Source organism: Rhodomicrobium sp. R_RK_3 (assembly GCF_002198715.1).
Taxonomy (GTDB): domain Bacteria; phylum Pseudomonadota; class Alphaproteobacteria; order Rhizobiales; family Rhodomicrobiaceae; genus R-RK-3.
In genome coordinates, this window is record NZ_MWLK01000006.1 from 322461 (window position 1) to 344277 (window position 21817).

Here is a 21817-nt window from a genome sequence, read left to right on the forward strand (position 1 = left end):
ACAGACTGTTGCAGGGGAAGGGCTATTTCTGCCGTCTTTCCCTGTTCCGCGCGGCCCATCCCGGAATGACCTTCTGGGTGTTCCGCTCCAGCGCCAGCGCGCCGGGCTCGACATCCTGCGTGATGACGCTGCCCGAGCCGATATAGGCGCCGTCGCCGATGGTGACGGGGGCGACCAGCGCCGAATTGGAGCCGACGAAGGCGCCCTTGCCGATGTCGGTCTGGTGCTTGTGGAAGCCGTCATAATTGCACACGATGGTGCCGGCGCCGATATTGGCTCCGGCCCCGACGCGGGCATCGCCAATGTAGCTCAGATGGCTGATCTTGGCGCCGGTTTCGATCACCGCCTTCTTGATCTCGACGAAATTGCCGATCTTGGCCTTGTCGCCTATCTCGGCGCCCGGCCGCAGCCGCGCGAACGGACCGACCACCGCGCCCTCGCCGATATGGGCGTGCTCCATATAGGAATTGGCCTTGATCTCGGCATTGTTCTCGATGCGCACGGCGAGGCCGAAAAAGACGTTCGGTTCGACGGTGACGTCCTCGCCGATAACGGTGTCGTAGCTGAAGGTGACGGTGTCGGGGGCGATCAGCGTGGCGCCGCCGCGCATGGCCGCCTCGCGCAGCCGCTTCTGCATGAGCTGCTCGGCGCGGGCGAGCTGGACACGGTCGTTGACGCCCATCACCTCCTCTTCGGGGCAGGTGACGATGGCCACGGGGAGACCGTCCGCGACGGCGATCTCGACGGCGTCGGTGAGGTAATATTCGGATTTGGCGTTGGCATTGCCGATGCGCTCCAGGATCGGCAGGATGGCGCCGGCGCGGAAGGCCATGACGCCGGAATTGCACAGGCGGATGGCGCGCTCGGCGGGGCTGGCGTCCTTCTCCTCGCGGATGGCGATGAGCGCTCCGGCTTCATCGCGGATGAGGCGGCCGTAGCCTGCCGGGTCGGCGGCCTCGCAGCCGAGCACCGCGACGGCCGCGCCTTCGGCGAGCGCGGTGCGCAGGCGAACGAGCGTCTCGGGCGTCAGCAGCGGGGTGTCGGCATAGAGGATGATGACGTCGCCGGCGAAATCGGCGAGCGCCGGGCGGGCGGCGAGCACCGCGTTGGCGGTGCCGAGGCGCTCAGGCTGGATGTAGAATTGCGCGGCGGGCGCCAGCGGCTCGACGGCGCGGCGCACCTCGTCCATGTCAGGGCCGATGACGCAGGCGAGCTCCGAGACGCCGGCCTGCAGCGCGCCCGCCACCGCATGGGCGACCATCGGCCGGCCGGCAACCGGGTGCATGACCTTGGGCCGGGCCGAGTTCATGCGGGTGCCAAGTCCGGCGGCGAGGATGATGGAAAGCCAGGGCTGGGAGGTCATGCGCGAGGTCTCGAAGCGGTTGTGTTCGGGGCGTTTTCTGAAAATGGCAAAGCAGAAAGCCGGGGAGATGTCCAGTCGGGCTGGGAATAGTGCTTACCGCCGGTCGCGGCCCGGATAGGGCGCGCAGCTATCGGTGCCGAGCAGCCAGTAGAGCGGGGAGAAGCGGAAAAGCCCGGTCAGGGAAAGCGCCAGACCGGGGATCCAGGCCAGCCAGGCCCAGAATTCGGGCGGGTGCGGGCCGAATTTGCCGTCGCTCCAGCCCAGCAGCGCCAGGCCGAGAAGGAGGCGGAACATGCCGTCGAGCACGCCGATATTGGTCATCATCCGTCAATCTCCAGTCCAGCGCCGAGCTTAGCCGTGCCGAGCGCATAAAAAAAGCCGCTGCGAACAGCGGCCTCAGTTTTCAATCAATTGTTCTTGGTCTTTGGTAGGCGGAGCCGGCTCAGAACTTGATGCGTGAGCCGACAAGGACGGTGGTCAGGTCGGAGCTGAGATCGAGGCTGCCGCCGTCGATGGGGTCGGTCGCATCGGCGGAGATGTCCCAGAAGGTCGCCTGGGCATAGAGTTCGAGCGCGGCGCTGTCGACCCGCTGAACCACGCCGAAGCCCCAGCGCTCGGTGTCGCTCGAGGTGATGACGTTGTCGAAGACGTCGTCGCCAACCGCAGTGCTGCCGACGACGATGCCGCGCGCGAAGTCGCTATAATGGCCGTATTCGCCGTAGAAGGTCGTGGAGCCGTAGCTCAGGAACCGCTTTTCGAGACCGAGCTGGACATACCAATAATCGGCGTCGCTATCGTTCTCGAACTCGGTGTTGAACTGGGTCGCGCCGGCCGCGAAAGCAACGTAGATGCCGGTCGGGATGTGCATGACCGAGATCGAGCCCAGGACGTTATCGAAATCGTTCAGGTTGCGCCCGAGGTCGAAGTTGTTATCGATAAAGAAATCGAAGTCGTCCTGGCTGTTGTCGCGGAAGCTCGCGACAGCGACCGCGGCGGCGACACGGATCGAGTTCCACTCGTTCTTATAACGCAGGGCAGCGTCCCAATAATCGTTTTCGCCGACGCTTGCCGATGCGATGAAGCCGTAGATCGAGGGCGAGTCGTAGCGGACCAAGTCGTCACGGCCGCCGTCGAGGCTGTTCGCGAAATCGGCAAGATTGGCACTGGCGAAGGTCGGGGCGGTGGCGCTGCCGTTCACCATGGTGAAGCTGTTGCCAACATAGAGCGTGGCGACGCTGATCGAGTTGCCGAGCACGACTTCGGCGGCGCCGTCGGTGGTCTGCGACTGATGGCCGAGGGTGATGCGGCCAAGCCGCTCGCTCTCGATATAGACGTAGTTCATGCGGATGCGGATTTCGTCGATCGGATCGTCGAAGACCGAGAGGTCGTCGCCGGCGCCGTTCAGCACGTTGCCGTTGTCGACCTTGTCGGAGGCGGCGTCCTGGTAATCGAGTTCGATATTGTAGCCGGCCTTCCAGCCGGGCTGGATGCTGCCCTCGCCCTTGAAGCCGAAGCGGCTGCCGGAGGTGTCGTTGTCGACGATGTAGGTATCGCTGCCGCCGATATCGGCGTCGAACCACAAGATGGCCTTGTTGACCTGACCGTAAATCTGCAAGGAGACAACACGGTTGCCCTTGCGCGCCGTGGTCGCTTCGAGTTCGGCGACACGGTCTTCAAGATCCGAACAGCAGTTTCCGCCTACATCCGCAGCAAACGCCGGAGCATAGGCTGCATGTCCCATGAGTATGCCTGCCGCCGCGACTAAAGTCGTTAGACTTGTTGTCTGCGTGATTCCGCGAATCATCATTTTCACCGCCAAACGGGCTCCATGTTAAGATTTGCAGGCTGCGTCCACCTGCATCTGCCTTTCCGAGATTTACGCGTTCACTGCTGGTGGGAATCGGCATTTGCAACTTCTTATTGCACCATTTGGCTTATATGCAATCCATGGTTGCGGCAATGTTAATTCACCCGCCGCCCCCGGAATCTCCCCCTGCCTGTGACAAATTTGCAAAGTTTCGCGGCGGCGTTTTCGGAGGAAGCCAGACTGTGGGAAAGACCACGTGATGAACGCTAAAAACCCCCGTCCGGCTAAGACCGGAACGGGGGCTGAGCGACGGGGGCCATGGATGAGCTCGGCGCGGGCGATCAGAACCAGCGCGAGGTGATCTCGACCTTCTCCAGCAGCGGGAAGGGCGAGGTGTCCAGCAGCTTGATCTTGGCGAGCTGGCTGCGGTCGCGCGGCTTGAAAGTGTTCTGGAACTCCTTGGCCAGCGCATCCGTCACCGGCAGAATCTCGATGATCTCGCCGGACGTGACGTGCCGCCCATCCGAAAGCGTGACGTTCTGACCGACATTGATGGAGAACAGGTAGCGCCGGGGCAGATAGGCGAGCACGTAGGGCTCGCCGAAATAGATCGACAGCATCGGGTCGCCGATACGGTAGACATTGCCGATCGAGGGCACCGTCGCCCCGATCGAGCCGGAGACCGGCGAGGTGATGATGCCTTCGGCATAATGCGCCTGCAGATTGGCCAGCGCCGATTCGGCATCGTCGCGCGCCTCCTGCAGCGTCATCAATTCCCGCTCCAGCATTTTGAGCTGGGTGCCGAGTTTGACGCGGTCCTGCTGGGCGTTGTAATTGGCTGTCAGCGCGGTGTCGTAGCTGGAGGCGGTGGTGAAGCCGGCCTGATTGAGCTGGTCGAACTTGCCGACGACGCGGGTTGCCTCCTCCTCGCGCTTTTTCGCCAGCGGCAGCAATTCCGAGACGGTCTCGGAGCGGACGCGGAATTCGACATTGTCGGCGACCAGCCGGGCGCGGCGGGCGGAGAGATCGGCGAGCCGCTCCAGCATCTCGGTGGATTGCAGCCGCATCAGCACCTGGCCGGCCTCGACCTGCTGGCCTTCCTTGACGTCGACCTGCTGGACGCGCACCACATAGGTGGTCGCGACGACCGTCTGGTCCTTCAGCACCAGCCCGTCGGCGCGCAGGAAAATCAGGTCGCCGAACAGATAGTTCATCACCGCGACGACGAATATCGTCAGGATGCCCAGATAGATCGTCCTGCCGACGGGATTGGCCGCGCGGCGCTTCTCATTGGCCAGCGTGTCGGGCCGGGACCGCTTCGTCAAAGCGCGAATCATCGTCGTCTCCCATCGATAAAAAATGTCCGGCGCGTCCCGGTGTTGGGACGGCCGGCATCAGGCAAAATCCTCCGGCCCGAAAATGTGAATCGTCACGCCGAGATCGAGACGCAAGCCGGCGCTGGCATCCTCGCGCAGCTTGACGATGGTCAGTTCGGTCTCGATGGGCGCGACGCCGTCGAGCAGGGCGAAATCATAGGAATGGCCTTTGACCACCAGGCCGCGGTCGCCGATCTGATGGCGCAGATTCTCCAAAAACAGCTCGCGCGCCTGGCTGAACTGGCGAAGGCCGGCCTCGCGGATGATTTCGCGCTCATTCTCATAAGAAAGGTTGAGGACGCTGAAGGGGGTCTTGGATTCATTGTATTTCTTCGCCGCCACGTTCAGCGCGACGACGAGGTCGAGCGGCAGGTCGGAGAAGCGCATCGAGCGCTGCACCGGTCCGCGCAGGGCGTCGCCCATCTTCAGGAAGGCGATGCCTTCGTCGGTGAGGGCATAGGAGTAGACGTCGCGGGTTTGCGCCGCCTCGCCATCGACATGGACGTGGCAATCCAGGCAGACGAAACCGATCGAGGGCTCGGAGCTGGAATGATTGCAATTGCCGCAGATGATCGCCGAACCGGGCTTGTCGTAATCGACGCTGAAATGGGTCAGCTCCTGGCGGCATTTCGGGCAGATCAGCTTGTCGCCGCGCTTGAAATCCGATTCGACGCCCTGATAGGCGCAGCGGAAATGATGCAGATACTGCTCCTCGCGCAGGTCCGATGACCGGCATTGCGGGCATTCCTCGCGGATATGCAGGCGCGAGGAGCCGCAGCGGTAGCAATTGTGGAAGCGGTCGAAAAATTCACGGCGCAGGAAGCCGTTTTTGCACTGTTTCTCCGCCTCGCGGATCAGCTCGGCATTGCCGAGCGCCAGATTGTAGCGGATCAGCGAGGGCTCGCCGGGATCGTAGCAGGCGGTCAGCTTTTCGCCGCGCACATAGGCGCGGCCGAGCAGCTTCTCGCCGAGATCGGCCGTCACCACCAGATCGTGGTGGATCTGCGCCCGGCGCTGGTGAAAGGCCTGCACCAGCCCGCGGATGGCGTCGCCATCGCCGAAGGAGGCGGTCGAAGCGTCGTAATCGGCGCGCGCGCCGAGGCTGCCGCTCAGGTCGATGAGCGGGAAGAGATGCAGCGGGCGGCGCTGCCAGATCTGGGCCAGGGCCGTCGGGTCGGCATGGTCGCGCACCAGGATGGCGTCGATATCGAGCTGGTCGGAGGAGATGTGCGGGCGGCCCGGCGAGAAGCGGGCGGCGTCGAAATCCTCCGGCCAGCGCAGCAATTCCAGGCCGAGCGCCCAGGACGGCTCGGAGCCGCGCACCGAGCGCAGGGCCGCGCCGCCGCGCGCGTCCAGCGCGGTCTGCGCGGCGGAGGCCGGCTTATGCGGCTCCTCGCGCCCCGCCGCCGGCGCCTCGAGCGGCGTGGTGCGTTCGATGACGTCGCAGACCTCGTAGACATCGAGCGGCTTGGGGATGATCTGGTCGAAATTCTCGCAATTTTCCTTGTGCGACAGCAGCCCCTCGACATCGGCGGTGATGGCGATCAGCCGCGCCTGCGCCTCGCCGACCCGCTCGCTGCGATATTTCTGGGCCACCTGCAGCCCGTCGAGCTTGGGCAGCCGGAAGTCGATCAGGGCGACGTCATAGGTGTGCTGGCGCAGCGCGCTCAGGGCCTCCTCGCCATCCTGGGCGATATCGACGAGATGTCCGCGCTGCTCCAAGATCAGCTTCAGCAAATCTTGCGTGACCGGGCTGTCCTCCGCCACCAGAACCCGTTTCTGGGCTGGGGCGTCTTCGTCGATATTATAGGTTTGCGCTTGGGTCACAGAGGCTTCTTTCAATTCTTTATTGGATAAATTCGTCATATTACCATTTAACAAACAGACCCTTACGGCCTCCCGTCGAATACAATTTCGCGATTCTTACGAGCGCCCACGCTTCCGGCAGCCGGATCAAGGCGGGGCGCCGCGCCAAGGACGTCCGAGGGCTTTCTTGAGGCAAATCTCGACTCACTAATCTGGCCTTTACCTTTAATTGCAAAACTCTGCAATACACCTAATGCGTGCAATCCAATTTTATCGTGAGCCGTTGCATGGCCCCTACAGTCGAAACCGCCCTTTCCCCGGTGCCGGAGACGCCCGCCTTGCGGGTCAGTCACCCGCAAGCTCTGCCGCTTGTGCTGGCATGGCCAGCCGACCGGCGCGCACGGAACCCTCTGGCCGGACGGCGCGTGCGGTGAGACGGGCTTGGGGTTCAGGTAGGAACGGCATGACGCTGAAATCTGCGGTGAGGCTGGCGATCATCGGCGCGGCGCTGGCCGGCACTCTCGCGCTTGCGGCGGCGGGAAGCGCCTATGTCGCCGTGCGGGCGGCGCAGGGCCGCGTCGCCTTCGCGGGCGGGGTGACGTCCGGCGCGGCCGAGCTCAATCTGCGGACCGCGGCGCTGTTCCTGCGCGGCTCGGAAGACGCGGCCTTGCAATGGCACCGGCAGCATGAGTCATTGGCCGCCTCGCTTGCCGGGGCGCCGCCCATGGGGGGCCGCGCCAACCGGCTGGCCGCAAGGCTCGGCCGCGATCTCGGCGCGCTCAAAGCCACGGTTTCCAGCCTTGAAGCCGCGACCGGCAGCGGCCGCGACGCGCAGATCGCCACCGCCCAGGCGCAGTCGGCGGCGATCCAGGCGCGGGCCGCCGAGTTGCAGACGCTGATGATCGCGGCGGCCGACACCACCACCAAGGCGATGTTCCTGCTCATCGGTGGCGCCTTGATGCTGCTGGCGCTCGGCGGCGGCCTCGTGCTGCTCTTGCTGGCGACCGGCTTGCTGAACCGGATTTTGCGGCTGCGGGGCATCATTCAGGCGATCGGCCGGGGCGATCTGGACGTCGAAATCCCGATCCCGGCCGGCGACGAGATGGGCGACGTGCTGCGCGAGCTGCATCACATGCGGCTCGGCCTGCTGCAATCGATGGGCGAGCTCAGCCGCCTCAACCTGGAGCTGGTCGGCAGCAAGGCGCATCTGGAAGACCGCGTCGCCGAGCGCACCGAAGGGCTGGAGGCCGCCAACCGCGAGCTGGAAGCCTTCAGCTATGCGGTCTCGCACGATCTGCGCGCGCCGCTCAGGACCATCGCGGGCTTCAGCAAGGCCGTGCTCGAGGATCACGGGCCGCGCCTCGACGCCGAGGGCAAGGCCATGCTCGTCCGCGTCCACCGCGCCGCCGGGCAGATGACCCAGCTCGTCGAGGATCTGCTCAACCTGTCGCGGCTGACGCGCCCGCCCGACCTCGCCGACGCCGATCTCTCCGCCATCGCCGCGCGCATCGGCGAGACCTTGCGCGAGGAGGAGCCCGCGCGCAGCGTGCGCCTGACCATCCAACCCGGCCTCCGTGCCCGCTGCGACGGGCGGCTGATCGCGGTGCTGCTGACCAATCTGCTCGAGAATGCCTGGAAGTTCACCGCGCAGACCGCTCACGCCGAAATCGAATTCGGCCAGCGCGCCGAAGCCGGGCAGCGCACCTTCTTCGTGCGCGACAACGGCGCCGGCTTCGACATGGCCCACCGGCAAAGGCTGTTCCAGCCGCTCCAGCGCCTGCATTCGGCCGAGGCGTTTCCGGGCAGCGGCATCGGCCTCGCCACGGTCGCGCGCATCGTGCGGCTCCATGGCGGCCATGTCTGGGCCGAGGGCAAGCAAGGCGAAGGCGCCAGTTTCTACTTCCAGCTCGGCGCCGGCGAGGCGGCGCTTCCCCTCGCACCGCAGCGGACCGCCGCACGGGCGCGCGGGCGGGAGACGGAGCGGCGCGTGCTGCCGCTTCGCAGCGCCCTGAAGGAATAAAGCGGCATGCTGCGGGCGATCGCCGACTATCTGGGCCCAGCCTCGCTCGTGCCTCAGGGCTATTGCCTGCTGTGGCGGCAGGATCTCGTCACCCTGCACGCCGTTTCGGACATCGTCCTCGCCGTCGCCTTCGTCATCATCCCCGCCGGGCTCTGGCATTTCGCCCGGCACCGGACCGATCTGGAATTTCGCGGCCTGTTCCTCCTGTTCGCGGCCGTCATCCTTTTGACCGGCATCACCCATCTGATCGACATGATCACCACCTGGATGCCGATCTATGGCGCGCACGGCGTCATGAAGGCGCTCACCGCGACCGTCGCCGTCGCCGCCGCCTATGTGCTCTGGCCGGCGATCCCCAAGGCGCTCTCGGCGCCGACGCTCGCCAGCCTGCGCGACGCCAACCGGGAGATGGCCAAGCTCGTCACCGACCGCGACGCCATGCTCGCGGCCTGCAACGCCGAGCTGACCGCCGCCAACCGCGAGCTCGACGCCTTCACCTACACGATCTCGCATGACCTGCGCCGTCCGCTGACCAGCATCAACGCCTATGGCGCCAAGCTCGCCGAGACGCATGGCGGCCAGCTCGACGCGGCCGGCCGGGAATTGCTCGAGCGCATCCGACAGACCAGCATCACCACCGGCGCGCTGATCGACGACCTGATCCACATGTCGCGGCTGACCCGGGTGCCGCTGCAGATGACCAGCGTCGACCTCTCGGCAATGGCGGCCGACATCATCAAGGAGTTGCAGCGCGCCGAGCCGGACCGCGTCGTCACCGTGCTGATCGCCGAGGGCGCCACGGCCGAATGCGACCGCGACCTGATGCGCCTCGCCCTGGCGCATCTGCTGAAGAACGCCTGGAAATTCACCTCCAAGCAGGAGAACGCCAAGATCGAATTCGGCTATCAGCGGCGCGGCACCAAGACCATGTACTACATCCGCGACAATGGCGTCGGCTTCGACATGGCCCATGCCGGCAGGCTGTTCCTGCCCTTCCGGCGGCTGCACGAGGCGACCGAATTCTCCGGCACCGGCATCGGCCTCGCCGTGGTCGCCCGCATCATCCACCGCCATGGCGGCGACATCAAAGCCGAGGCCAGCCTGGGCAAAGGCACCTCGATTACCTTCAGCCTCTGAACCGAGCGGGCCGGGGAGACGATGCAGCTCAAAGTCCTGATGATCGAGGATTGCGAAGACGACGCGGTCCTGCTGGCGCGCTATCTGAAACATTGCGGCTTCGATCCGAACTGGCAGCGCGTCGACCGCGCCGAGGATCTGGCCGAGACGGTCGAGAGCCGGCGCTGGGATCTGGTGCTGTGCGATCTCAACATGCCGGCGCTGACCGCCTTCGAGGCCGCCGACTGCGTCCGCAACATCAATCCCGACATCCCGATCATCGTGGTGACCGGCGGGCTCGACCCCGATCTGGCCATGCGGCTCGTCCAGCACGGCGTCCAGGACATCGTGCTGAAGGACGACCTGCCGCGGCTGAAGGTGGCGGTCGGGCGCGAACTGGCGCTGGCGCGGAACCGGCGGGAGAAGACCGCCGCCGAGCATCGGCTCGCCGCCGCCATCGAGACGCTCGACCAGGGCGTCGCGCTGTTCGACCCCGACATCCGGCTCATCATCTGCAACGAGCGCTACCGGGCGAGCCTCGACCGCTGCCGCGCCGACATCGTCGCCGGCATCGCCTATGCCGATCTCCTGCGCACCGCCTTCGATCGCGGCCAGTTCGCCGCCCCCGGCGTCGCTGCCGAGACCACGCTGAAGCGTCTGATGGCCTATCAGCTCCTCAATGGCGAGCCGTTCGAGCAGCAGCAGCATGACGGCAAATGGGTGAAGATGCAGCGCTACCGCACGCCCGATGACGGCATGGTCACGGTAACCACCGACATCACGGCGGATAAGCTGCGCGAGGCGGCGCTGGTCGCGCAGGCGGAGCAACTGTCGCGCATCAACGCCGATCTGGTCGAGGAAATCCAACGCCGCGAGACCATCGAACATGCGCTGCGCGAGAGCGAGAACCGTGCGCGGGCGATCTTCGAGAGCGCCGTCGACGGCGTCGTCACCTTCAGCGCCGAAGGGCTGATCGAGACGGTCAATCCCGCCGCCGCCGCGATGTTCGGCTACGCGCCCGAGGAGCTGACCGGCACCCATATCCACCATCTGGTGCTGATCGGCACGCCGGATGGCGGCGAGGCGGGCCAGACCGGCGCCCGGCTGGTGACCGGCTGGCGCAAGAGCGGCGAGGTGTTTCCGGTCGAGCTGACCATCAGCCCGGTGGCGCTGCGCCACCGCACGATCCAGACCGGCATCATCCGCGACGTTACCGAGCGCACCCGGCTCGACCGGCTGAAGCATGAATTCGTCGCCATGGTCGGCCATGAGCTGCGCACGCCGCTGACCTCGATCCGCGGCTCGCTGGCGCTGCTCGATCATGGCGTCGCCGGCGCCTTGCCGCCCCGCGCCCAGTCCATGGTCCGCATCGGCCTCGAGAACAGCGAGCGGCTCCTGCGGCTGATCGGGGATATTCTCGACATCGAGAAATTCGAGTCCGGGAAGATGAGCTTCATCTTCGAGCCGACCGCCGTCGAGGCGCTGGTCGACCGCGCGGTCGAAGCCAATCGCAGCTTTGCCGATCCGTTCAATGTCCGTTTGCGCGTCGAGCATCTGACGGCCGGCGGCGCGTTGATCCGGGCCGACGCCGACCGGCTGACCCAGGTGCTCGCCAATCTGATCTCGAACGCGGCGAAATTCTCACCCGATGGCGGCGTGGTCACCATCGGCACGGAGGCGGCCGGCGGCAATGTGCGCGTCTGGGTCGAGGACCAGGGGCCGGGCGTCCCGGAGGGCTTTCGCGACCGCATCTTCCAGAAATTCTCCCAGGCCGATTCCTCCGACACCCGCCAGAAGGGCGGCACCGGGCTCGGCCTCAGCATCGCCAAGGCCATCGTCGAGCAGCATGGCGGCAGCATCGGCTTCGGGCCCGCCGCCGCCGGCCATGGCACGCGCTTTTTCTTCGACCTGCCGCTCTATCGCCGCCGGATCTCGCCCGGCCAGCCCCAAACCGGACCTCAAACCGAGCAAATCCGCTTGACCAACTCAAACGCTTCTTAATGTGTCCGGTCTAAAACTGTAACTGAGGGCGTCCGATCCGAAGGAGAATGAAGTATGAAAGAATTACAGCGGATCACCTACGTCGAGGACGAGCCCCATATTCGCGAGATCGTGCAACTCGCTCTAGAAGAACTGGGCGGCTATACTTTACATGTCTGCGAAAGCGGGGCGGAGGCGCTGGATTCGGCGCCGATCTTCCATCCCGATCTGGTGCTCTTGGACGTCATGATGCCCGGCATGAACGGCATCCAGACCTACCGCGCCCTGCGCGAAGTGCCCGAGATCGCCATCACGCCCATCATCTTCGTCACCGCCAAGGCGCAGAGCCACGAAATTGAGCAATATAAGCTCTTGGGCGCGGCGGGCGTCATCTCGAAGCCGTTCAATCCGATCACGCTTCCCGCCGACATTCAGGCCATCTGGATCCAGGTCCTGAACGAGCCGCAAATCTAGTCGTGCAGGACAAGCTCAACGAGATCATCGAAAGGCATTGCGAGGCGATCAAGCGCAATGCGGAGGAGATGCGTGACATGCTCGCCGCCGTCGCGGCGGGCGAGACCCTGCCGGCGGCCGGCATCGAGGAAGTGGAAGCGCTGGCACATCAGCTCAAGGGCGGCAGCGGCACCGCCGGCTTCAGCGAGATCAGCCGCGCCGCCACCGCGCTTGACGATTACCTGAAGCGCCTGCTCGCCGGTCCCGAAGCGGAGATCGTCGCCGGCATGGCGACCGCCCTCGCGCTCTCGGCCGAGCTCTCCCGCCTCGCCAAACTGGCAGGCCCGGCATCGTCGAAGCTCTATGCGGCGCGCCCCTGATAGGTGGCGATTTGGGGGATTCGACGAGGCCGCCCCCGTTCTCGTAATCCCCGCGAAGGCGGGGATCCAGTAGTCACAAACTCGAATTGGCTTTCTGCCCAACCGCTTACGCTGCGGCGTACTGGATCCCCGCCTTCGCGGGGATTTCGCTTTTCGGGACTTCAGTGCAACTCTTCCAGCGTTACGGGAAGCGGACGACCTGGCCGCGTTCGGGCTTGCGCGAGACCAGCGTCTTGCCCGGCTTGCCGACCGGGGCCGCCAAGGTTAGCCCATATTGCGCGGCGATGACGCTGCGGATGATGCCGCCGAAATAGGCCTCCGCCGTCGCCGGCAGGATGGCCGCGTCCTGCATCACCCGCGCCAGCATGTCATAGGCCGCGTTCCAGGCGTCCTTGATTTCGGGCGTGCAATCGGCGCCGAGCAGTTCCTCCAGCATCGACATCAGCGCGGCTCCCACCGCCGCGTAATGCTCATCCTCGACATCGTAGGACAGATGCCTGCGGCCGAGATCGGCGAGTTCCTGCGAGACGGTTTCAATCTTGTCCAGCGCCTTCACGACCGTGGCCAGCATTTGCAGGAATTTCAGCTCGTGCTTGGCCATGTCCTGCGGGAAGAGCTGGCGGATGCCGGGCGAGAGGCGGAACAGCTCGGCGTAGAAAAAGCTGCTGGCGGCGGCGGCTTTCGGGGCGAGCGCGCGGAAGCTATCCTGCACGATCTTCACCTGTGCCGGGGTCATGGCCGTGCGCACGAGGAAAATATGCCCCGCATATTGGGCAAGGCGAATTCTGCTCATGATGCCGGCTCCCTCCCCCGGGGCGACCGCAAGCTCAGGGGCCTGAAATCGTCGCAATCCTTGCGGCCGAACACGCCAAGCATGGTGCCAATCTGCTCTGTGACCGGCAATTATTGTTGCGTGGGAGATTACGGGAAATACGCAATAGCTCGTAGCGAGCGGGGAAAATGCGAGTGAGGATGGTCAGAGGGCGTCGGCGCCCAAGCCCAAGCCGATTTCCCCTTCCCATGGGGAGAGGGAATTCGGCTTGGACGCTTTAATTCTCGTCCATCTTCAGCGCGGCGATGAAGGCTTCCTGCGGGATCTCGACGCGGCCGAACTGGCGCATCTTCTTCTTGCCTTCCTTCTGCTTGTCGAGAAGTTTGCGCTTGCGGCTGACGTCGCCGCCATAGCACTTGGCCGTCACGTCCTTGCGCATCGCCGAGATGGTCTCGCGCGCGATGATGCGCCCGCCGATCGCCGCCTGGATCGGGATCTGGAACAGATGCCGGGGAATCAGCTCCTTCAGCTTCTCGCACATCACCCGGCCGCGCTGCTGCGAACGGTTGCGATGCACGATCATCGACAGGGCGTCCACCGGCTCGGCATTGACGAGGATCGACATCTTGACGAGGTCGCCCGGCTCGTAGCCGATGATCTGGTAATCGAACGAGGCGTAGCCGCTGGTGACGGATTTCAGCCGGTCGTAGAAGTCGAACACCACTTCGTTGAGCGGCAGCTCATAGACCACCATGGCGCGGCTGCCGGCATAGGACAGATCCTTCTGCCGCCCACGCCGGTCCTCGCACAGCTTCAGGATCGAGCCGAGATATTCGTCGGGCACCAGGATGGTCGCCTTGATCCACGGCTCCTCGATGCGGTCGATCTTGACCGGATCGGGCATGTCCGCCGGGTTGTGCATCTCCTGCATGGTGCCGTCGGTCATGTAGAGGTGGTAGACGACGCTCGGCGCTGTCGTGATGAGGTCGATCTTGAACTCGCGCTCGAGCCGCTCACGCACGATTTCGAGGTGCAAGAGGCCGAGGAAGCCGCAGCGGAAGCCGAAGCCGAGCGCGGCGGAGGTCTCCATCTCGTACTGGAAGGAGGCATCGTTCAGGCGCAGGCGGCCCATCGCCTCGCGCAGATCCTCGAATTGCGAGGAATCGACCGGGAACAGCCCGCAGAACACCACCGGCTGGGCGTCCTTGAAGCCGGGCAGCGCCTGGGCGGCGGGGCGCTTCTCGTCGGTGATGGTGTCGCCGACGCGGGTGTCGGCGACTTCCTTGATGGCGGCGGTGAAAAAGCCGATCTCGCCGGTGTTGAGGCTGTCGCGGATCTCCGATTTCGGCCGGAAGATGCCGACGCGGTCGACGAGGTAGTTGCCGCCCGTCGCCATCATCTTGACGCGCTGGCCCTTGGACAGCTTGCCGTCGACGATGCGCACCAGCACCACCACGCCGAGATAGGGGTCGTACCAGCTATCGACCAGCATCGCCTTCAGCGGCCCGTCCGGATCGCCCTTTGGCGCCGGCAGCCGGTGCACGATGGCCTCCAGCACCTCGTCGACGCCGAGGCCCGACTTGGCGGAAATCTCGATGGCGTCCGAAGCGTCCAGCCCGATCACGTCCTCGATCTGCTGGCGAACCCGGTCGGGCTCGGCGGCGGGCAGGTCGATCTTGTTCAGGACGGGGACGATCTCGTGATTGTTGTCGAGCGCCTTGTAGACATTGGCGAGTGTCTGCGCCTCGACGCCTTGGCTTGCGTCGACCACCAGCAGCGAGCCCTCGCAGGCGGCGAGCGACCGGCTGACTTCGTAAGTGAAGTCCACATGGCCGGGCGTGTCGATGAGGTTGAGCTGGTAGTCGAGGCCGTCGCGCGCGCGGTAGTCGAGCCGCACGGTCTGCGCCTTGATGGTGATGCCGCGCTCGCGCTCGATATCCATGGAATCGAGCACCTGCGCCTTCATCTCGCGCGCCGACAGCCCGCCGCAGATCTGGATCAGCCGGTCGGCCAGGGTCGATTTGCCATGGTCGATATGGGCGACGATGGAGAAGTTGCGAATGCGCGACTGCGGCAGCGCGTCGGCCTTGGGGCTTTGCGCGGCCGCCGAGGCGGTCACAGTCGGGCTCGGTGTGCTCATGCTCGTTAGATAATGTAAAAGGCCGTGGGCGCAAAGGGCTTCTGTCGCGCGAGACGGCCCCCGCGCGCAGATTGACCGCAGATTCTACCGGTCGCTGCCCGAGGGTAGCATTGCGGCGGTGATCCTGCGCCGTCCATGCGCCATTCGCAGGAGCGTCACGCTGTCGGCGGCAGAACGATAGTCGTAGATCAGAATATAAGGCCGGATGACGAGCCGCCGCGTGTGAGGCCCCGGTCCGGGCCGGGAGGCACCGCAGCGCGGCATCTCAGTCAAGCGCTGCACGGCTTTCCCAATTGCAGCAGGTCGCGGTCTACGGTCGCGCGCCCTGCCTTCTCCTCGAGTTGCACAGCAATATCCCGCTATGTTCGCCGTCTCGGCAGAGGTGAAGAGGCGGATCATTTGGACCGGCGTTTGCCGATCTCAGCGCCGAGAAATTTGAATAATTCTTCACCGGTCAGAACATCGCCGCACGCGACCGAGGCGCGCGCTTCGTCGACGAGTGGCTTCGCACAGGAAAGAACGTCCTCGCTCGCCGCGCGCAAGTCGGAAACCGCCATGGCGACAGCGTCCTCAACGGAAGAGAAATGCCCGGCGGAGACTTGGTCTTCGAGCCATTTCTGCTAATCGCGTGGAAGGATGATGCTCATGGTGTGATGATACTCTGCAACCGCCGGTATGTGCAAGGATCTGCCGGGTACGGGTTACCCCAGCCCCGGCAAGGGCGCCGCGCCGAACAGCCAGGGATGCAAATGCAGCATCATCGCCCAGAGCAGCACCGCGACGCCGATGCGCCACCAGCCGATTTCGGACGGGCTGAGCCGCGCCCGGCCCTGCAGGATGGCGAGGAAGGGCACGAAAGAGGTCTTGGCCGCGAAACGATCCCAGCTCGCGCCGTAGATCGCCGCCTTCCGCCGCTCCTGCAGGGCGGCGCCGCCGATGGCGGTCAGGGCGAACAGGCCATAGAACCAGAGCCCGCGCCAGTTCGGCTGGCTGATGAGGTGAGCGATGCCCCAGACGCCGAAGGCCCACATCAGCGGGTGGCGGGTGATGGCGAAAATGCCCTGGCCGACATCGGGCCGCTCCAGCAGCTTGCCGCCTTGCGGCAGGGTCGGATTGGGCGAGGACAGGCCGCCGACGAACAGGATCGCCGCGATGAGCAGCAGCGCCGCCTTCAGCCAGGGCCACCATTGCGGATAAGCCCAGACGGCCTCGTCATAGGTGGTGTTGTTGAAGCGGTTGACCCACCACCAGATCGAGAGCAGCGACAGCACCGAGAACAGCCCCGTATAGCCGCCCTCGCCGAGCGCCCGGACGGCGGTTTGCCTGAGCGGCGTCGCCGGTATGATGTGAATGGCCAGAAACACCAGTCCCGCAAGCGCCAGCAAGCCCATCGCCGCCCCCTTTCAGCAGACGGATAGAATAATCCTTTTCCATGGCGTGAGAAGATGCCGCATTGTTGATCCCCAGCCTGGTCGCGCTTATCTGATGCGCGAAGGCTCACTGCCCCCTGCCCCAGCCAAGGACCGGACTTTGGACAAATATCGCAAGATCCCATCGCCCTGCATCGACGTCTGCGAGGATATTCGCGGCGTCTGCATCGGTTGCGGGCGCACCAAGAAAGACCAGAAGGCCTGGAAGCGGGCCGACAGCAACGAAGAGCGGCTGGAAATGGTGCGCGACTGCGTGGAGGCGACGGCGCGGATCGGGACGCAGCAGCTCTGGCTGCGCGAATATCGGCGCAAATGCATGAAGAAGGGCGCCGACTGGCCGCTGGACGACATCGCCGAACCGAGCCTCAAGGTCGAAAAGGCCTGACGGCGGCAGGCGAGGCCGGTTGCGCCCCCAGGGCGCAACCGGAATTTCAGAGCATCAGCCGTTCAGATGGGCGCGCAGCATCCACGCATATTTGTCGTGGTGGTCGGCGCGGCGGATGGCGATGTCATTGGTGACGACGTCGCCATGCTGCTCGGTCAGCTCGGCCAGCGCCCGCAAGGTGGCCGACATGGTCTCCTGATCGGATTTCAGCGTCGCGATCATTTCGGCGGTGTTCGGGCGGCCGGTCACCTCGGTGATGGCGCTGCGCTTCAGATATTCCGAGAAGCGGCCGTCGGCATAGCCGTCCAGCGCCTTGACGCGCTCGGCAAGCTCGTCCTGGGCCTCGAAATGATCCTCGTAGATCTTCTGGAACAGCTCATGCAGCGAGCCGAAGGACATGCCGGTAACATTCCAATGGAAGTTCTGCGCCTTCAGCGTGACCACGGAGACTTCGGCCAGCGCCTGATGCAGCGCCTCGATGATCTCGGCCTTGGCGTTCGGGGCGATTTCGACTGCGATATTTTTCATGAGCTTTGCTCCTTTATTGGGAAGATAGGCCTGGGGTTGTCTCCCGATCGCGGCCAGTTGGTGGTGAAAGTTCGGTACACAGCCCCGCCGCCAACCCTTGCGCCAAAAACATCAGCCGCCGGTGCCCCGGAGCTGCGATCCGCAGCGCCATCAAATAGCGGGCGCTGGTGTGATCCTGACTGTGCAGGGCCAGCAAGAGTCGTGCCAGCCACATCTCGTCTTCGCTCACAGCCTGTGATTTGGCGGTGTAGAATTTCAGCCGCCGCAGAGCGAACATCTGCACGCCCTGAAAAAAGGCGGCCGAGTAGCGCTCGTTGCCGGTGTTGCGATCGCTGGCGATGAGAAAGCAGGCGTGGTCGAATTCCTCCCAGCGGGTGAGCTGGGTGCGGCGCCACAGACGGCGCAGCGCCCCGATCAGAGCGAGCGTGCGCTCGTCCAATGGCGATTCCTCGCGGGGCAGCGCTGTCTCGCGCGAAAACGGGATGACCGTGCCGGTGACCAAACTGTCGTCCGTCAAAAAGCATACCTTCCAAACTGTTCAAGACGGCATCCAGTTCAGATAGGCGCTTTCCCATTGGCTTACAACGAGACGATGGGTGTAACGGACGGTCAACGCTGTCGTAGCGATCAATCCACCATGTCTGTCGGGTCGGCGAGGTCATGCCTCAACATTTAGAACTATTCTAAGTTTGTCAAGCCGTCGGCTCCGGGATTTGCGGGCTGCATCGCGCCGGCATCCACAGCCTGTGCGCGAATCCTCCGCGGGCGGAGGTCAGTCCGGCTTCTTGGGCGCTTCCTCTTTGGAGCTGACCGCAATGCGGTCTACCACGGCGAGCGAGAAGGCGCTCAGCACGAAGGCAAGGTGGATCAAGGTCGTCCACATGATCTTCTGATTGTCATATTGCTGCGCGTTGAGGAACACCTGCAGCAGATGGATCGAGGAAATCGCAACGATGGAGGAGGCGATCTTCACCTTCAGGCTGCCGGTGTCGATCTTGCCCAGCCAGGTCAGTTCGCTGGCATCGCCCCGGTCGAGCCGGCTGACATAGTTTTCGTAGCCGGTCAGCATCACCATCACCATCAGGCTGGCGACCAGGCAGGCGTCGATCAGGCCGAGCATGGCGAGGATGACTTCGTTCTCGCTGAGGGTGAAGACGTTGCCCGCCAGCTTGATGCACTTGGAGACGAACGCCGCGGCATAGAGGGCGAGCGCGAAGGCGAGGCCGAAATAGAACACGATCAGGATCCAGCGGCTCGCCAGGATGGCGCGCTCGATGAGCGATTCGGCCTGCTCGTCGGGTGCGGACCTGTCATCCTTGCCGGAAGTGTCGTTGCTCATCGAAAATCGGTCCTCTTGTCGGTTCGGGAATCAATGCCGCTTGCCCACGATGCTTAGCGCGGCGCCGGGCCAAGGCCAAGCCGCCCCTCGCACAAACTCCGAGCCGCGGCGGGGTTCCGGGCGAGGCCACTGGCAAATTCGTCGCGGCTTTATGATATAAGCGTTAGCAAACTGCCGTTGGACCGGGGCTGTCACACGTGAACGGAAAGTCGATCCTGCTCATCATCGGCGGAGGCATCGCCGCCTATAAGTCGCTCGACCTGATCCGGCGCGCCCGCGAGCGCGGGGCGAGGGTCAGGGCGGTTCTGACACCGGGCGCGGAGCATTTCGTGACGCCGCTTTCGGTCGCCACTCTGTGCGAGGAGAAGGCGTTCACCGACCTGTTCGACCTCAAGGACGAGACCGAGATCGGCCATATCCGCCTGTCGCGCGAGGCCGATATCATCATCGTCGCGCCCGCCACCGCCAACCTGCTCGCGCGCATGGCGAACGGCCTCGCCGACGATCTGGCGACCTCCGTGCTGCTCGCGGCCAACAAGCCGATCCTCGCCGCGCCCGCCATGAACTGGAAAATGTGGGACAACCCGGCGACGCGGCGCAATCTCGCCCAGCTCCGCGCCGATGGCGTGCATTTCGTCGGCCCGGGCGAAGGGGCGATGGCCTGCAATGAATTCGGCGTCGGGCGGATGGCCGAAGTCGCGGAGATCCTCGACGCCGCCGAATTGCTGCTGCGCTCCGGCGAGGCGATGCCGCTGAAAGGCGCGTATGTGCTGGTCACCGCCGGGCCGACGCATGAGCCGATCGATCCCGTCCGCTACATCGCCAACCGCTCCTCCGGCAAGCAGGGCTATGCCATCGCCAGCGCCGCCGCCAAGCTCGGCGCGCGGGTGACGCTGGTCTCCGGGCCGGTCGGCATGGCCGCCCCGCATGGCGTCGACATCGTCCGTGTCGAGACCGCGCGCGACATGCTCGCCGCCGTGCAGAACGCCCTCCCCGCCGATATCGGTGTCTTCGCGGCCGCCGTCGCGGACTGGCGCTCGGCCGCGGAACATGAGGAGAAGCTGAAAAAGGCTGGGAAAGGCAAGACGCCAGCCCTCGCGCTGGTTGAGAATCCAGATATCCTTGCCACGATTGCCAAGCATAGAACCCTGCGCCCGTCCCTCGTCATCGGCTTTGCCGCCGAGACTGAGAATGTGGTGAGCCACGCAAGAAAAAAGCTGGCGAGCAAGGGCTGTGATTGGATCGTTGCGAATGACGTATCGGCGGAGAAGGGTGTCATGGGGGGTAGTCGGAACGAGGTGCATCTCGTCACCGCGGGCGGTGTCGAGAACTGGCCGCAAATGCCGAAAGAGGCCGTGGCCGAGGCGCTGATGCAGCGCGCGGCGGCCTATTTCGGCGCGCGGGGCCGGGGCCAAGCGGCGGCGGCGGAGTGAGCCCATGCTGAACCGGCCGTTTTTCCAGAGCTTTCGGCAGCCCGTCATCCGCGTGCAGCGCCTGCCGCACGCCGAGGGCCTGCCGCTGCCGCAATACCAGACCGAGCGCGCCGCCGGCATGGACCTGACCGCCGCGCTCGCCGAGGACGAGACGATCTTTCTGCCGATGGGCGAGCGGGCGCTGATCCCGACCGGGCTGGCCATGGAGATCCCGCACGGCTTCGAGGCGCAGATCCGCCCCCGCTCCGGCATCGCGCTGAATTACGGTGTGACCGTCCTGAACAGCCCCGGCACCATCGACGCCGATTATCGCGGCGAGGTGAAGGTGTTGCTGGTCAATCTGGGCCTGGACACGTTCGCCGTCGAGCGGGGCACCCGCATCGCGCAGCTCGTGATTTCGCCCGTGGCGCGCGCCGCTTTCGACGTCGTCGCCGAGCTCGAGGACAGCGGACGCGGTGTCGGCGGCTTCGGCTCGACGGGCCGGTGAGGCTTTTTTTCCCTCTCCCATGGGGAGAGGGTGGCGCGAAGCGCCGGGTGAGGGGTTGTTGCCTCACGGCTGAGGCACGAACCCCTCACCCCGGCCCTCTCCCCAGGGAGAGGGAGCGAGGCAGCATTCTCTGCTAATCTGAACGCATCAAAGGACGTCCGTCATGAGTCTCAGCCCGACCGAAATCCAGCGCTACAAGCGGCATTTGCTACTGAAGGAAGTCGGCGGCGCGGGGCAAAAGAAGCTGAAGGATGCGCGCGTGCTGGTGATCGGCGCGGGCGGACTCGGCTCGCCGCTCCTGCTTTATCTGGCAGCCGCCGGCGTCGGACATCTCGGCATCGCCGATGACGACCGCGTTTCGCTCGACAACCTCCAGCGCCAGATCGTGCATGACACGCCGCGCATCGGCGCGCTGAAGGCGGAAAGCGCGGCGGAGACCATCCGGCGCATCAACCCGCATGTGGCGCCCGAGGTGATCCCGCACCGGCTGACCGCCGAGAACGCCTTGGAGCTGATCTCCGGCTACGACATCGTCGCCGACGGCTCGGACAATTTCTCCACGCGCTACCTCATCAACGACGCCTGCTATTTCGCCCGGAAGCCGCTGGTCTTCGCCGCGCTCGGGCCGTTCGACGGCTATGTTTCCACCTTCCGAGCCTTCGAGACCGGCGAGGACGGCCATCCGAAGCCGAACTATCGCTGCATCTTCCCGGAAGCCCCGCCGCCGGGCACGGTCGCGACATGCGAGGAGGCCGGGATTCTCGGTGCCGTCGCCGGGGTGATCGGCACGCTGCAGGCGGTGGAGGTGCTGAAGGAATTGCTCGGCATCGGCCAGTCGCTGACCGGGCGGCTGCTGATCTATGACGCGCTCGGCGGCCGGTTCGAGACGATGAATTACGGCTGGGACCCGGATAACCCGCTGAACGGCACCGCGCCGACCATCAAGGATCTCGCGATCCACATCAAGAAGGCGGCCTGAAGGGCTGAGCGCTCGCCGGTGGA

21 protein-coding genes are annotated in these 21817 nt (G+C 65.0%); 9 read left to right on the top strand and 12 right to left on the bottom strand.

Going from position 1 to position 21817, the window contains the following annotated elements:
* Positions 1-22: 22 nt before the first annotated feature.
* From glmU to BLEFHOIH_RS03530, 5 genes are all read right to left on the bottom strand, one after another.
* Positions 23-1363, bottom strand: coding sequence for a bifunctional UDP-N-acetylglucosamine diphosphorylase/glucosamine-1-phosphate N-acetyltransferase GlmU (gene glmU / locus BLEFHOIH_RS03510; protein WP_088343094.1), 1341 nt, complete (start codon positions 1361-1363; stop codon positions 23-25).
* A gap of 93 nt (positions 1364-1456) precedes the next feature.
* Complete coding sequence (locus BLEFHOIH_RS03515) at positions 1457-1687, bottom strand: DUF2892 domain-containing protein (protein ID WP_088343095.1); 231 nt, start codon at positions 1685-1687, stop codon at positions 1457-1459.
* A 118-nt stretch (positions 1688-1805) separates the two neighbouring features.
* Positions 1806-3104 carry a porin gene (locus tag BLEFHOIH_RS03520; RefSeq protein WP_170936974.1) on the bottom strand — a complete coding sequence of 433 codons (1299 nt, stop codon included), beginning with the start codon at positions 3102-3104 and terminating at the stop codon, positions 1806-1808.
* Between the two features lie 407 nt (positions 3105-3511).
* Positions 3512-4507 carry a biotin/lipoyl-binding protein gene (locus tag BLEFHOIH_RS03525; protein WP_088343097.1) on the bottom strand — a complete coding sequence of 332 codons (996 nt, stop codon included), beginning with the start codon at positions 4505-4507 and terminating at the stop codon, positions 3512-3514.
* A gap of 57 nt (positions 4508-4564) precedes the next feature.
* Positions 4565-6373, bottom strand: a complete 1809-nt coding sequence (locus tag BLEFHOIH_RS03530; protein ID WP_170936975.1) for a response regulator — start codon at positions 6371-6373, stop codon at positions 4565-4567.
* Positions 6374-6815: 442 nt separating this feature from the next.
* Between BLEFHOIH_RS03530 and BLEFHOIH_RS03535 the strand changes: the two genes are divergently transcribed.
* From BLEFHOIH_RS03535 to BLEFHOIH_RS03555, 5 genes are read left to right on the top strand one after another with little or no spacing between them, the layout of a single operon-like run.
* Positions 6816-8372: an ATP-binding protein gene (locus BLEFHOIH_RS03535; protein ID WP_170936976.1), complete on the top strand. Its 1557-nt coding sequence runs from the start codon at positions 6816-6818 to the stop codon at positions 8370-8372.
* A gap of 6 nt (positions 8373-8378) precedes the next feature.
* Positions 8379-9509, top strand: coding sequence for an ATP-binding protein (locus BLEFHOIH_RS03540; protein WP_088343100.1), 1131 nt, complete (start codon positions 8379-8381; stop codon positions 9507-9509).
* Positions 9510-9530: 21 nt separating this feature from the next.
* Positions 9531-11489, top strand: a complete 1959-nt coding sequence (locus tag BLEFHOIH_RS03545; protein WP_088343101.1) for an ATP-binding protein — start codon at positions 9531-9533, stop codon at positions 11487-11489.
* A 54-nt stretch (positions 11490-11543) separates the two neighbouring features.
* Positions 11544-11942, top strand: coding sequence for a response regulator (locus BLEFHOIH_RS03550; protein WP_088343102.1), 399 nt, complete (start codon positions 11544-11546; stop codon positions 11940-11942).
* A gap of 2 nt (positions 11943-11944) precedes the next feature.
* Positions 11945-12301: an Hpt domain-containing protein gene (locus BLEFHOIH_RS03555; protein ID WP_088343103.1), complete on the top strand. Its 357-nt coding sequence runs from the start codon at positions 11945-11947 to the stop codon at positions 12299-12301.
* A 181-nt stretch (positions 12302-12482) separates the two neighbouring features.
* On the opposite strand, the gene BLEFHOIH_RS03560 is transcribed toward BLEFHOIH_RS03555, so the two are convergent.
* The 4 genes from BLEFHOIH_RS03560 to BLEFHOIH_RS03575 form a co-directional block, all read right to left on the bottom strand.
* Positions 12483-13094, bottom strand: a complete 612-nt coding sequence (locus tag BLEFHOIH_RS03560) for a globin domain-containing protein (protein ID WP_088343104.1) — start codon at positions 13092-13094, stop codon at positions 12483-12485.
* 256 nt (positions 13095-13350) lie between these two features.
* Complete coding sequence (gene lepA / locus BLEFHOIH_RS03565) at positions 13351-15213, bottom strand: translation elongation factor 4 (RefSeq protein ID WP_088343105.1); 1863 nt, start codon at positions 15211-15213, stop codon at positions 13351-13353.
* A gap of 395 nt (positions 15214-15608) precedes the next feature.
* On the bottom strand, positions 15609-15770 hold the full coding sequence (locus BLEFHOIH_RS26550; protein WP_170936978.1) for a hypothetical protein: 162 nt from the start codon (positions 15768-15770) through the stop codon (positions 15609-15611).
* A 144-nt stretch (positions 15771-15914) separates the two neighbouring features.
* On the bottom strand, positions 15915-16604 hold the full coding sequence (locus BLEFHOIH_RS03575; RefSeq protein WP_088343107.1) for an NnrU family protein: 690 nt from the start codon (positions 16602-16604) through the stop codon (positions 15915-15917).
* 139 nt (positions 16605-16743) lie between these two features.
* On the opposite strand from BLEFHOIH_RS03575, the gene BLEFHOIH_RS26555 reads away from it, so the two are divergent.
* Entirely contained in the window at positions 16744-17028 is a 285-nt protein-coding gene (locus BLEFHOIH_RS26555) for a DUF1289 domain-containing protein (RefSeq protein WP_170936979.1), read from the top strand.
* A 54-nt stretch (positions 17029-17082) separates the two neighbouring features.
* On the opposite strand, the gene BLEFHOIH_RS03585 is transcribed toward BLEFHOIH_RS26555, so the two are convergent.
* The 3 genes from BLEFHOIH_RS03585 to BLEFHOIH_RS03595 form a co-directional block, all read right to left on the bottom strand.
* On the bottom strand, positions 17083-17556 hold the full coding sequence (locus BLEFHOIH_RS03585) for a DNA starvation/stationary phase protection protein (protein WP_088343108.1): 474 nt from the start codon (positions 17554-17556) through the stop codon (positions 17083-17085).
* 13 nt (positions 17557-17569) lie between these two features.
* Complete coding sequence (locus BLEFHOIH_RS03590) at positions 17570-18073, bottom strand: hypothetical protein (protein WP_088343109.1); 504 nt, start codon at positions 18071-18073, stop codon at positions 17570-17572.
* Between the two features lie 255 nt (positions 18074-18328).
* Positions 18329-18895, bottom strand: coding sequence for a TIGR00645 family protein (locus BLEFHOIH_RS03595; RefSeq protein ID WP_088343110.1), 567 nt, complete (start codon positions 18893-18895; stop codon positions 18329-18331).
* A 197-nt stretch (positions 18896-19092) separates the two neighbouring features.
* Here BLEFHOIH_RS03595 and coaBC point away from each other — a divergent pair, with 197 nt between their 5' ends.
* From coaBC to BLEFHOIH_RS03610, 3 genes are all read left to right on the top strand, one after another.
* A complete protein-coding gene (gene coaBC, locus BLEFHOIH_RS03600; RefSeq protein WP_088343111.1) occupies positions 19093-20328 on the top strand; it encodes a bifunctional phosphopantothenoylcysteine decarboxylase/phosphopantothenate--cysteine ligase CoaBC in 1236 nt (411 codons plus the stop codon).
* A gap of 4 nt (positions 20329-20332) precedes the next feature.
* Positions 20333-20815 carry a dUTP diphosphatase gene (gene dut, locus BLEFHOIH_RS03605; protein WP_088343112.1) on the top strand — a complete coding sequence of 161 codons (483 nt, stop codon included), beginning with the start codon at positions 20333-20335 and terminating at the stop codon, positions 20813-20815.
* Between the two features lie 163 nt (positions 20816-20978).
* Positions 20979-21794, top strand: coding sequence for a HesA/MoeB/ThiF family protein (locus tag BLEFHOIH_RS03610; RefSeq protein ID WP_088343113.1), 816 nt, complete (start codon positions 20979-20981; stop codon positions 21792-21794).
* The last annotated feature ends 23 nt before the right edge of the window (positions 21795-21817 follow it).

Excerpts from the sequence above, each read along its gene's own strand:
- glmU (WP_088343094.1), bottom strand. The coding sequence starts at position 1,363 with ATGACCTCCCAGCCCTGGCTTTCCATCATCCTCGCCGCCGGACTTGGC.
- BLEFHOIH_RS03515 (WP_088343095.1), bottom strand. The coding sequence starts at position 1,687 with ATGATGACCAATATCGGCGTGCTCGACGGCATGTTCCGCCTCCTTCTC.
- BLEFHOIH_RS03520 (WP_170936974.1), bottom strand. The coding sequence starts at position 3,104 with ATGGGACATGCAGCCTATGCTCCGGCGTTTGCTGCGGATGTAGGCGGA.
- BLEFHOIH_RS03525 (WP_088343097.1), bottom strand. The coding sequence starts at position 4,507 with ATGATTCGCGCTTTGACGAAGCGGTCCCGGCCCGACACGCTGGCCAAT.
- BLEFHOIH_RS03535 (WP_170936976.1), top strand. The coding sequence starts at position 6,816 with ATGACGCTGAAATCTGCGGTGAGGCTGGCGATCATCGGCGCGGCGCTG.
- BLEFHOIH_RS03540 (WP_088343100.1), top strand. The coding sequence starts at position 8,379 with ATGCTGCGGGCGATCGCCGACTATCTGGGCCCAGCCTCGCTCGTGCCT.
- BLEFHOIH_RS03545 (WP_088343101.1), top strand. The coding sequence starts at position 9,531 with ATGCAGCTCAAAGTCCTGATGATCGAGGATTGCGAAGACGACGCGGTC.
- BLEFHOIH_RS03550 (WP_088343102.1), top strand. The coding sequence starts at position 11,544 with ATGAAAGAATTACAGCGGATCACCTACGTCGAGGACGAGCCCCATATT.
- BLEFHOIH_RS03560 (WP_088343104.1), bottom strand. The coding sequence starts at position 13,094 with ATGAGCAGAATTCGCCTTGCCCAATATGCGGGGCATATTTTCCTCGTG.
- lepA (WP_088343105.1), bottom strand. The coding sequence starts at position 15,213 with ATGAGCACACCGAGCCCGACTGTGACCGCCTCGGCGGCCGCGCAAAGC.
- BLEFHOIH_RS26550 (WP_170936978.1), bottom strand. The coding sequence starts at position 15,770 with ATGGCGGTTTCCGACTTGCGCGCGGCGAGCGAGGACGTTCTTTCCTGT.
- BLEFHOIH_RS03575 (WP_088343107.1), bottom strand. The coding sequence starts at position 16,604 with ATGGGCTTGCTGGCGCTTGCGGGACTGGTGTTTCTGGCCATTCACATC.
- BLEFHOIH_RS03585 (WP_088343108.1), bottom strand. The coding sequence starts at position 17,556 with ATGAAAAATATCGCAGTCGAAATCGCCCCGAACGCCAAGGCCGAGATC.
- BLEFHOIH_RS03595 (WP_088343110.1), bottom strand. The coding sequence starts at position 18,895 with ATGAGCAACGACACTTCCGGCAAGGATGACAGGTCCGCACCCGACGAG.
- dut (WP_088343112.1), top strand. The coding sequence starts at position 20,333 with ATGCTGAACCGGCCGTTTTTCCAGAGCTTTCGGCAGCCCGTCATCCGC.
- BLEFHOIH_RS03610 (WP_088343113.1), top strand. The coding sequence starts at position 20,979 with ATGAGTCTCAGCCCGACCGAAATCCAGCGCTACAAGCGGCATTTGCTA.